The 8,522-nt window shown below is 71.0% G+C and carries 10 protein-coding genes; 3 read left to right on the forward strand and 7 right to left on the reverse strand.

What is annotated here, in order from left to right; all coding sequences use genetic code 11:
* Positions 1–257: 257 nt before the first annotated feature.
* Positions 258–1,073: an AraC family transcriptional regulator gene (locus BWR60_RS17730; protein WP_088152357.1), complete on the reverse strand. Its 816-nt coding sequence runs from the start codon at positions 1,071–1,073 to the stop codon at positions 258–260.
* A 96-nt stretch (positions 1,074–1,169) separates the two neighbouring features.
* Here BWR60_RS17730 and BWR60_RS17735 point away from each other — a divergent pair, with 96 nt between their 5' ends.
* Positions 1,170–1,622 (forward strand): GntR family transcriptional regulator, encoded by a 453-nt coding sequence (locus tag BWR60_RS17735; protein WP_088152358.1) that lies wholly within the window; start codon positions 1,170–1,172, stop codon positions 1,620–1,622.
* Between the two features lie 227 nt (positions 1,623–1,849).
* Here the strand turns inward: BWR60_RS17735 and BWR60_RS17740 are convergent, their stop codons facing one another.
* From BWR60_RS17740 to gpmI, 3 genes are all read right to left on the reverse strand, one after another.
* Complete coding sequence (locus BWR60_RS17740; protein WP_088152359.1) at positions 1,850–2,341, reverse strand: RNA pyrophosphohydrolase; 492 nt, start codon at positions 2,339–2,341, stop codon at positions 1,850–1,852.
* A 10-nt stretch (positions 2,342–2,351) separates the two neighbouring features.
* On the reverse strand, positions 2,352–3,797 hold the full coding sequence (locus BWR60_RS17745) for a S41 family peptidase (protein WP_088152360.1): 1,446 nt from the start codon (positions 3,795–3,797) through the stop codon (positions 2,352–2,354).
* 191 nt (positions 3,798–3,988) lie between these two features.
* Positions 3,989–5,530: a 2,3-bisphosphoglycerate-independent phosphoglycerate mutase gene (gpmI, locus tag BWR60_RS17750; RefSeq protein ID WP_088152361.1), complete on the reverse strand. Its 1,542-nt coding sequence runs from the start codon at positions 5,528–5,530 to the stop codon at positions 3,989–3,991.
* A 105-nt stretch (positions 5,531–5,635) separates the two neighbouring features.
* Here gpmI and BWR60_RS17755 point away from each other — a divergent pair, with 105 nt between their 5' ends.
* Both BWR60_RS17755 and BWR60_RS17760 read left to right on the forward strand, forming a co-directional pair.
* Positions 5,636–6,040, forward strand: a complete 405-nt coding sequence (locus BWR60_RS17755; RefSeq protein ID WP_088152362.1) for a hypothetical protein — start codon at positions 5,636–5,638, stop codon at positions 6,038–6,040.
* Positions 6,041–6,066: 26 nt separating this feature from the next.
* Complete coding sequence (locus BWR60_RS17760; protein ID WP_088152363.1) at positions 6,067–6,543, forward strand: hypothetical protein; 477 nt, start codon at positions 6,067–6,069, stop codon at positions 6,541–6,543.
* Positions 6,544–6,708: 165 nt separating this feature from the next.
* Here BWR60_RS17760 and rlmH read toward each other — a convergent pair whose 3' ends face one another.
* From rlmH to BWR60_RS17775, 3 genes are read right to left on the reverse strand one after another with little or no spacing between them, the layout of a single operon-like run.
* Positions 6,709–7,167: a 23S rRNA (pseudouridine(1915)-N(3))-methyltransferase RlmH gene (gene rlmH, locus BWR60_RS17765; protein ID WP_088152364.1), complete on the reverse strand. Its 459-nt coding sequence runs from the start codon at positions 7,165–7,167 to the stop codon at positions 6,709–6,711.
* 21 nt (positions 7,168–7,188) lie between these two features.
* Positions 7,189–7,635 (reverse strand): ribosome silencing factor, encoded by a 447-nt coding sequence (gene rsfS, locus BWR60_RS17770; protein WP_429913028.1) that lies wholly within the window; start codon positions 7,633–7,635, stop codon positions 7,189–7,191.
* A complete protein-coding gene (locus BWR60_RS17775; RefSeq protein WP_088152365.1) occupies positions 7,616–8,281 on the reverse strand; it encodes a nicotinate-nucleotide adenylyltransferase in 666 nt (221 codons plus the stop codon). The genes rsfS and BWR60_RS17775 overlap by 20 nt, the downstream gene beginning before the upstream one ends.
* Positions 8,282–8,522: the final 241 nt, after the last annotated feature.

Here is an 8,522-nt window from a genome sequence, read left to right on the forward strand (position 1 = left end):
CGTCTCGTCCGTCTCAACCTCATGCACCGACGATCCATCGATCGCCTGAGCGGAGCAAAGCCCACACCACGCTCAGACCCAAGGCAAATCGTCCTTCTGTGACCATGAAACCTCAACCGGACACCCGTGGGTCAAGCCCGAGGATGACAGTAAAATGGAGTGAAATCTTAGGGTCGGCACGCTTCGGTTGCGATTCTGTCTGAACCGGACACCTGTGGGTCAAGTCCGGCAATGACAATGGGGAATGCCGGAGCGGGCTATGCCTGCCCGCGCGAGGCGTCGCGGTACCGCGCCGGCGTCATACCCAGGGTGCGGCGGAACATGGCGGTGAAGGCGCTGGGGCTGTCATAGCCCAGCTCCAGCSCCACGGCGGTGACGCTGCGGCCGCGGCCGAGCAGGTCGAGCGCGGCCAGCAGCCGGGCGCGGCGCTGCCAGGCAGCCACCGACAGGCCGGTCTCGGCGCCGAAGCGGCGCTCCAGCGTGCGCGGGCTGGCGGCGGCCAGGCGCGCCCATTCCGCCAGCGGCCGGCGGCTGCCCGGCGCCGCCAGCAGCGCCAGGGCCAGGCGCCGGGCGCGGCGGTCGCGCGGCATCGGCAGCAGCAGCCGGGTGGGCGGGGCGGCCGCCATCTCGTCCAGCATCACGGCGACGACCCGGCGCTGGCGGTCATCCAGCGGCCTGGCCTCGGGCCAGGTCGCGGCCCGCAATGCGAGTTCGCGCAGCAGGGGCGAGAGGGGCAGGACCCGGCAATCGGCGGGCAGGCCGCGGGCCGCCTCGACCGGGACCAGGATGCCGTGCATGTGCAGGCCGCCGGCGGTGCTGGCGTCGTGCATCAGGCCGGGCGGCATCCACAGGGCGCAGCCGGTGGGCACGCACCAGCGGCCTTCGGCGGTGCCGATCACGGCGCTGCCCGCCGCGGGCCAGAAGATCTGGCCGCCGCGATGAGCATGGGCCGGCGTCTCGAAGGCGGCGTCGATCCGCACCTCCAGCCGGACCATCTGGTCCGCCAGCCGGTCGAGCATCGTCGCCTCGGGCGAGGCCGGCGCCATGCGGATGACCGTTTCGCGATAGGACATGGCCCGGCCTCGTGCGATCGGCGGGCCGCGATCCGCTAGGGTGGTTCAACCCTGGCCGGTCCACGGCCTTGACATGCAAATGAGAGTAATTATCACATGATGCCGAAAATCGCCATGCCGGACCCCGACGCCGCCCGGGCCGTGCCGCCCCTGTTCGACCTCAGCGCCTTCCCGCTGGTGCGGCTGCCGATGCCGGAGCCGGGCGCGGCCGGCTATGGCGAGCTCTGGGCGGCCGAGTTCGACATGATCCTGGCGCGCGAGACCCGGTTCGTGATGCTCAGCATCGGGCCGATGCCGGAGCGCGAGGCGCATGACGACCGCAAGGCCCGGACGCTGTGGCTGAAGCGGCGGCGCGGCGATCTCGGCCGGCTCTGCCTGGCCCATCTGCATGTCGAGCCGGACCCGCTGCGCCGGGCGGCGATGCAGGCGACGGTGCTGACCGCGAAGATGGCGGCCGCCTTCCCCTATCCGCTGGCGCTGTTCGCCGAGGAGGATGCGGCGCTGGAGCGCGCCTGGACCCTGCTGCGCGCGGTGCCGCTGACGCTCTGAGGGCCACAGGATTGCGGGGAGATGCCAAGCGTCTTCTCGGATTGCCTCTCCCGCCTGGCGGGAGAGGTCGGGCTCGCGCAGCGAGACCGGGTGACGGCTGGTCCCGGCTTCGGCAAAATCCCCTCACCCGGAGCCGCTTCGCGTCTCCGACCTCTCCCGCAAGCGGGAGAGGCAACGCGTGATCGCCTTTTCGAAATCGGGCCTGATTCAGCCGTACTTATCCACTCCTAACCCCGCCCCAGCAGCGAAGCGAAGGCGGCCAGGACGGTGGCGTAGACGTCGCGCTTGAACGGCACGATCTCGGCCAGCACCCGGTCCGGCGCCGACCAGCGCCAGGCGTCGAATTCGGGATGCTCGGTCTCGATGTCGATCTCGCCATCCGTGCCCAGGAAGCGCAGCGCCACCCAGCGCTGCTCCTGGCCGCGGTAGCGGCCGCCCCAGACCTTGCCGACCAGATGGTCGGGCAGGTCGTAGCGCACGGTCTCCGGCGCCTCGGCCAGGAACTCGGCCCGGTCGGTGCCGATCTCCTCCTTCAGCTCGCGGAAGGCCGCCTGCCGCGCCGTCTCGCCGGGGTCGATGCCGCCCTGCGGCATCTGCCAGCCATCCGGCGTGTCGCGGCGCCGCGCCACGAAGACGCGGCCGTCGCGGTCCAGCAGCATGATGCCGACGCAGGGCCGGTAGGGCAGGCCCTGCTTCAGCGTCTCGGTCGTCGTCGCCATGGCGCGGCGGTCAGCCCGCCTGCCCCTTCTGGAACAGCGACAGGCCGCGCAGCAGGTCGAGCGCGCGCGACAGCTGGTAGTCGACGTCCTGGGGCTTGTTGGCGTCGGCCGCGCCGTCGGAGGGCGGCGACGCCGCCTTGTCCTGGCCCGGGGTGGCGGGCTTGTCGGTCTGCTGCTGCGAGGAGCCGCCGGGCGCCGGCGTCGTCGGCGTGGCCGGGGCCTTCCCGTCGGCGCCGTCCTGGCCCGGCAGGTTCTGCTTGTTGTCGTTGTTCAGGGCACCCTTCAGGTCGGCCTCGCGGTAGCCGCGCATCTGCGCGATCTCCTCGATCCGGGCCTGCTGCACCTCGATGTCCGGGGTGATGCCGAGCTGCTGGATCGACCGGCCGGACGGGGTGTAGTAGCGCGCCGTGGTCAGGCGCATCGCGCCATGGCCCGGCAGCGGGATGATGGTCTGGACCGAGCCCTTGCCGAAGCTCTGCGTCCCCATCAGCACGGCGCGGTGGTGGTCCTGCAGCGCGCCGGCCACGATCTCCGACGCCGAGGCGGAGCCGCCATTGATCAGCACCACCAGCGGCAGGCCGTCGGCCAGGTCGCCCGGGGTGGCGTTGTAGCGCTGCGCCTGGTCGGCCTTGCGCGACCGGGTCGACACGATCTCGCCCTTGTCGATGAAGGCGTCGGCCACCGCGATCGCCTGGTCCAAGAGGCCGCCCGGGTCGTTGCGCAGGTCCAGCACATAGCCCTGCAGCTTGTCGCCGAGCTTCTTCTTGATGTCGGTGATGCCGCGCTTGAGCCCGTCCTCGGTGCGCTCGGTGAAGCTGGTGATGCGGATGTAGCCGATGTTGCCCTCGGTCCGCCAGCGCACCGATTCCACCGGAATGGTGGCGCGCGCCAGGTTGAGGTCGAACGGCTCCTGGTCGCCGCGGCGGATGGTGATGGTCAGGTTGCTGCCCACCGGGCCGCGCATCTTGTCCACCGCCTCGTTGAGGCTCATGTTGACGATCGGCTTGCCGTCGATGGCGATGATCAGGTCGCCGGCCTGGACCCCGGCCTTGGCGGCGGGGGTGTCGTCGATCGGCGACACCACCTTCACCACCCCGTTCTCCATCGTCACCTCGATGCCGAGGCCGCCGAAGCTGCCGCGGGTCTGGGACTGCATGTCCTGGAACTCGTCGGAGTTCAGGAAGTTGGAGTGCGGGTCCAGCGAGGTCAGCATGCCGTTGATCGCGGCCTCGACCAGCTGCTTGTCGCTGACCGGCTCGACATACTCCGCGCGCACCCGCTCGAACACCTCGCCGAACAGGTCGAGCTGCTTGTAGGTGTCGGTAGAGTCACTGCTTGTCGCGGCCTTGTCAGGAGCCTTGTCCTGCGCCCAGCCCTGGAAGGTCAGGGTATGTCCGCCGACGAAGGCCAGGCCCATCAGGGCGCCGATGGCGACGGCGTTCAGGTGCTTCTTCATGCTTGCCCTCGCTGGCGGCCGGGCCGCCAGGCGCTCGAGTCAATCGGCCGACCGGCCGTCTCCGCGGAACCGGAGGGGCGGCTGGCCAGGGTGGACGCCACTTGATGATATCTGCCGGGTTTCGGCGGGATCAAGTTACCTGACGTCCATCTTTGCGGTTTCGCGTCAGCTTGGCACTGCGATTGCAGCATTCAAGCGGCATCGATGAGGCTTCGCCCGGTCATCTCCTCCGGCTGGGCCAGGCCCATCAGCTGCAGCAGGGTCGGCGCCACGTCGGCCAGCCTGCCGTCGTGCAGGCTGTGATGGGGGCCGGGCGCGTTGACCAGGATCACCGGCACCTTGTTCAGCGTGTGCGCCGTGTGCGGGCCGCCGGTCGCGGGGTCGCGCATCAGCTCGGCATTGCCGTGGTCGGCGGTGACGATCATGGCGCCGCCCTGGCGCCGCACCGCGGCCTCGACCTTGCCCAGGCAGGCATCGACCGTGGCGCAGGCCTTGATCGCCGCGTCCAGGATGCCGGTGTGGCCGACCATGTCCGGATTGGCGAAGTTCACCACCACCAGGTCGTACTTGCCGCTGTCGATCGCCGCGACCAGCTTGTCGCACAGCTCCGGCGCCGACATCTCCGGCTGCAGGTCGTAGGTCGCGACCTTGGGGGAGGCGACCAGGATCCGGTCCTCGCCGGGAAACTGCCGCTCCTCGCCGCCGTTGAAGAAGAAGGTGACGTGCGGGTACTTCTCGGTCTCGGCGGCGCGCAGCTGCGTCTTGCCGGCCTCGGCCACCACCTCGCCCAGCCCATTGTCGATCGACTTCGGCGGGAAGATCGCCGACATCAGGCCGTTCAGCAGGTCGGAATACTCGACCATGCCGCAGGCATCGGCGAAGCGGACCGGCTGGCGCTGGAAGCCGTCGAAGGCCGGGTCCAGCAGCGCCTGCAGGATCTCGCGCACCCGGTCGGCGCGGAAATTGGCGCACAGCACGCCGTCGCCGTCCTTCATGCCGGCGTAATCGCCGATCACGCTCGGCAGGATGAACTCGTCGCCGGTGTCGGCCCTGTAGGCGGCCTCGACCGCGGCGACCGGGTCCGGCGCGGCCTCGCCCTTGCCCTCGGCCACGGCGCGGTAGGCTTTCTCCACCCGCTCCCAGCGCTTGTCGCGGTCCATGGCGTAGTAGCGGCCGTCGACCGTGGCGACGCGGGCGTTCGCCAGCTCGTCGATGTCCTTCAGGAAGCGGCGGAGGTAGTCGGCGCCGGCGCGGGGCGGGGTGTCGCGCCCGTCGGTATAGGCGTGGACCGCGACCGGCACCCCGGCTTCGGCGACGATCCTGGCCAGCGCCGCGATCTGGTCCTGATGGGCGTGCACGCCGCCGGGCGACAGCAGCCCCATCAGATGGCAGGTGCCGCCGGAGGCCTTCAGCGCGTCGATATGCCTGCGCAGCGCCTTGGCCTTGGCCAGCGAGCCGTCGGCGATGGCGTTGAAGATCATCTGCAGGTCCTGGAACACCACCCGGCCGGCGCCGAGATTCATGTGCCCGACCTCGGAATTGCCGATCTGGCCGTGCGGCAGGCCCACGGCCTCCTCGCTGGCCTGCAGGAAGGCGTGCGGCTCCGCGGCCCACAGCCGGTCGAAATTCGGCGTGTCGGCCAGGCGCACGGCGTTGTCCGCCTCCTCCTCGCGCCAGCCCCAGCCGTCGAGGACGCAGAGGACGACGGGACGGGGTGGGGTCGCTGCGCTCATCGCATGTCCTTTCTCGGAATCCGCCCTTCATGTATCGATTGGCGCGGCCGGCACAAGGGCGTTTCGCCCGGCCTGCACTGGGACAACGCCTGGAACGGAGGCGGCGTGGCGAGATTCGACATCCGGTGGCTCTTTCCCGTCCTGCTGCTCGCCGGCTGCGCCGGTCCGGTGGTGGTCGGCGCGGCCTATGACGCCAAGGACCCGGTCGACCGCTGGCAGGCGGCGCTGCGGGCCAATTCCGCCCGCTATGTCTGCGGCGCGCCGCTGGCGGAGGGGCGCGAGGCCCGGCTGGCCGACGCCCTGGTCGAGGCCCAGCACCAGGCGGAGGCGGCGCTGGCAAAGCGCGCGGACACGACCCCGGCCGACCCGGAGGTGCTGGGCGACATCGCATCCCGCCGCACACTGCAGGAGCGGGTGGTGCGCGATGCGGTCGCAGAGCGCGGCTGTTCCGATCCGCAGATCATGGATCTGATCGGCCTGGCCGAACGTTTGTCCGCCGGGCAGGCGTGACCTGCCGGAGAGTTGACGGAGGAAGCATGCGCTTCACGCGCTTCGGATCGGCTGCGGTGGTCGCGGCCCTCGCCCTCGGGGGCTGCAACGAGCAGGGCTATATCGATCCCGGATATCCCGGCTCTTCCGGTTACCCTGGCTATTCCAGCTATTCCGGGCCAGGGCGGGTGCCGCAGCAGGCGGGCTATGCCGGCGACGCGCTGCAGCGCTACGACGCCATGGTCCGGGCCGAAAGCGCGGCGCGGTCCTGCCGGGTGCGGCTCGACCCGCAGCAGGAGCAGCGCTTCGCCGCGGTGCTGCAGCAGGCGGAATCCGATGCGGCCGGTCAGCTGGCCAGCAGCTCCGGCGCCCCCGGCAGCCAGGACGCGGTGTGGCAGGAGCTCGGCGCCCGGCGCGCGGCCAATGAGCGGGACGCCGCGACCGTGGCCCGCCAGCGCGGCTGCCGCTCCGGCACGGTGGAGGAGCTGATCGGCGCCTACCGCAACTTCGCGGCAACGGGGTGAGGCGCCGCTGTCGGTGTGAAGGGAGGCCGGCTTATTTTTATTGTCATTGCCGGGCTTGACCCGGCAATCCAGGGGCCACCGAGAGCTGCTCTTGAAAGCCCCTGGATCCTCGGGTCAAGCCCGAGGATGACAATAAAGCGGAGCAAGAACCCAAGCCGGCGCGCCTCACGCCCGGTGGTACGGGTGCCCGCTCAAGATGGTCTGGGCGCGGTAGATCTGCTCCGCCAGCATCGCCCGGGCCAGCATGTGCGGCCAGGTCAGGCGGCCGAAGGACAGCAGCAGCTCGGCCCGGTCGCGCACCGACTCGTCATGGCCGTCGGCGCCGCCGATCAGGAAGGCGGCCTCGGCCCGGCCCTCGTCGCGCCAGCGGCCCAGCAGCTTGGCGAAGCCGGCGCTGTCCAGGTCGCGGCCGCGCTCGTCCAGCGCCACCATTGCGGCCCCGGCCGGCACCGTGGCCAGCAGCAGCGAGGCCTCCTCGCGCTTCAGCGCGACGCCGGACAGGCCCTTGCGGGCCTCGACCTCGCGCAGAGTCAGGGGCCAGGCCGAGCGGCCGGCATAGTCGTCGAACAGGTCGCGCAGCGGCCCCGGCCGCGAGCGGCCGACCGCGGCGATGGTCAGCCGCATGGCGAGGGCGTCGGGGCCGGCTTACGCGGTGCCGATGCGGGTCACCCGCTCGGCGTCGTCGTCCCACATCTTCTCGAGCGCGTAGAACTCGCGCACCTCGGGCCGGAACAGATGGACGACCACGTCGCCGGCATCGATCAGGACCCAGTCGCCCCGCTGCTGGCCCTCGACCTGGACCGGGCCGGGCGCCAGCGGCTTCAGCTTCTCCAGCAGATGGTCGGCCATGGCGGCGACCTGGCGCGAGGAGCGGCCGGTGGCGATGATCAGGCTGTCGGCGATGGAGGACCGGCCGGTCAGGTCGATCACGACCATGTCCTCGGCCTTGTCGTCGTCGAGCGACGTGAGGGCGGTCTCGAGCAGGGGCCGGGCAAGGCTGGCGGCGAGACCCGGCGGCAGACGCCCGGCTTCGGCCAGGGGCGTCTCGGTGTTCGGTCGTATGGCGTTCACCTCATGGTTGTGCGGCGGCACGGCGCTTATGCGCCGCGGCGTCGACAGGGTCGGGGCGAAGCTGCCGCGCGGCCCTCAGCGCCGTGGCCGAGGCCGGGTGACGCTTCGCCAGGAAGAACACCCAGGCCGGTGGGGCCGTTCCGGCCAGTGCCCGGGTGTGATCCTGGTCGATGCGCGCCCGCGCGAACCGCTGCGCCGCCAATCCCGACAACGCTCTTAGAGAATAGGAAGGACGGTCGTAGACGGCAACCGGCACGGTCTGGAAGATTTTCGTCCAGCGCTGCCAGTGCCGGATCTGCGCCAGGTTGTCGGCGCCCATCAGCCAGACGAATTCGGTGCGCGGGAAGCGGGCGGCCAGCGCCGTGAGCGTGTCGGCGGTGAAGCGGGTGCCGAGATCGGCCTCGATGCCGGTGACGACGATGCGCGGGTGGCGGGCGGCGCGGCGGGCGGAGTCGATCCGCTCGGCGAAGGGCGCCATGCCGGCGGCCGGTTTCAGCGGGTTCTGCGGCGACACCAGCCACCACACCGCGTCCAGCCCCAGCCGCTTCATCGCCTCGACGCTGATGTGCCGGTGCCCGGCATGGGCCGGGTTGAACGACCCGCCGAGCAGCCCGACGCGGCAGTCGTCCCAGATCCGGCCGTAGCGGGGATTGGGCGGGGTCATCATGGTGTGATCCTGCTTGCGAGACGGGCGGCGACGGCATCATCCGTCCTCCCGTCGCGAGCTGTCGGAGTCACAGATCTGTGAAATGGGCTTTTTAAGTCCCCCCTCCCCATGCGGGAGGGGGGCAGGGGGAGGAGTCTGCGCGCGTCCGCGCGCGTATGGGCAAGGTGCTCAACTCGCCGTCCGCGCCGGCTTGTGACGGTCCGGGCCGGGTCGAGCCGAGAGAACCCCCTCCCCCTGCCCC

The organism is Inquilinus limosus (assembly GCF_002195995.1).
Taxonomy (GTDB): Bacteria; Pseudomonadota; Alphaproteobacteria; order DSM-16000; family Inquilinaceae; genus Inquilinus; species Inquilinus limosus_C.

What these genes read in the sequence shown, in the direction of transcription:
- BWR60_RS17745 (WP_088152360.1), bottom strand. Translation starts at nt 3,797, where the DNA reads ATGAAGAAGCACCTGAACGCCGTCGCCATCGGCGCCCTGATGGGCCTG.
- BWR60_RS17775 (WP_088152365.1), bottom strand. Translation starts at nt 8,281, where the DNA reads ATGATGACCCCGCCCAATCCCCGCTACGGCCGGATCTGGGACGACTGC.
- BWR60_RS17740 (WP_088152359.1), bottom strand. Translation starts at nt 2,341, where the DNA reads ATGGCGACGACGACCGAGACGCTGAAGCAGGGCCTGCCCTACCGGCCC.
- gpmI (WP_088152361.1), bottom strand. Translation starts at nt 5,530, where the DNA reads ATGAGCGCAGCGACCCCACCCCGTCCCGTCGTCCTCTGCGTCCTCGAC.
- BWR60_RS17760 (WP_088152363.1), top strand. Translation starts at nt 6,067, where the DNA reads ATGCGCTTCACGCGCTTCGGATCGGCTGCGGTGGTCGCGGCCCTCGCC.
- rlmH (WP_088152364.1), bottom strand. Translation starts at nt 7,167, where the DNA reads ATGCGGCTGACCATCGCCGCGGTCGGCCGCTCGCGGCCGGGGCCGCTG.
- BWR60_RS17735 (WP_088152358.1), top strand. Translation starts at nt 1,170, where the DNA reads ATGATGCCGAAAATCGCCATGCCGGACCCCGACGCCGCCCGGGCCGTG.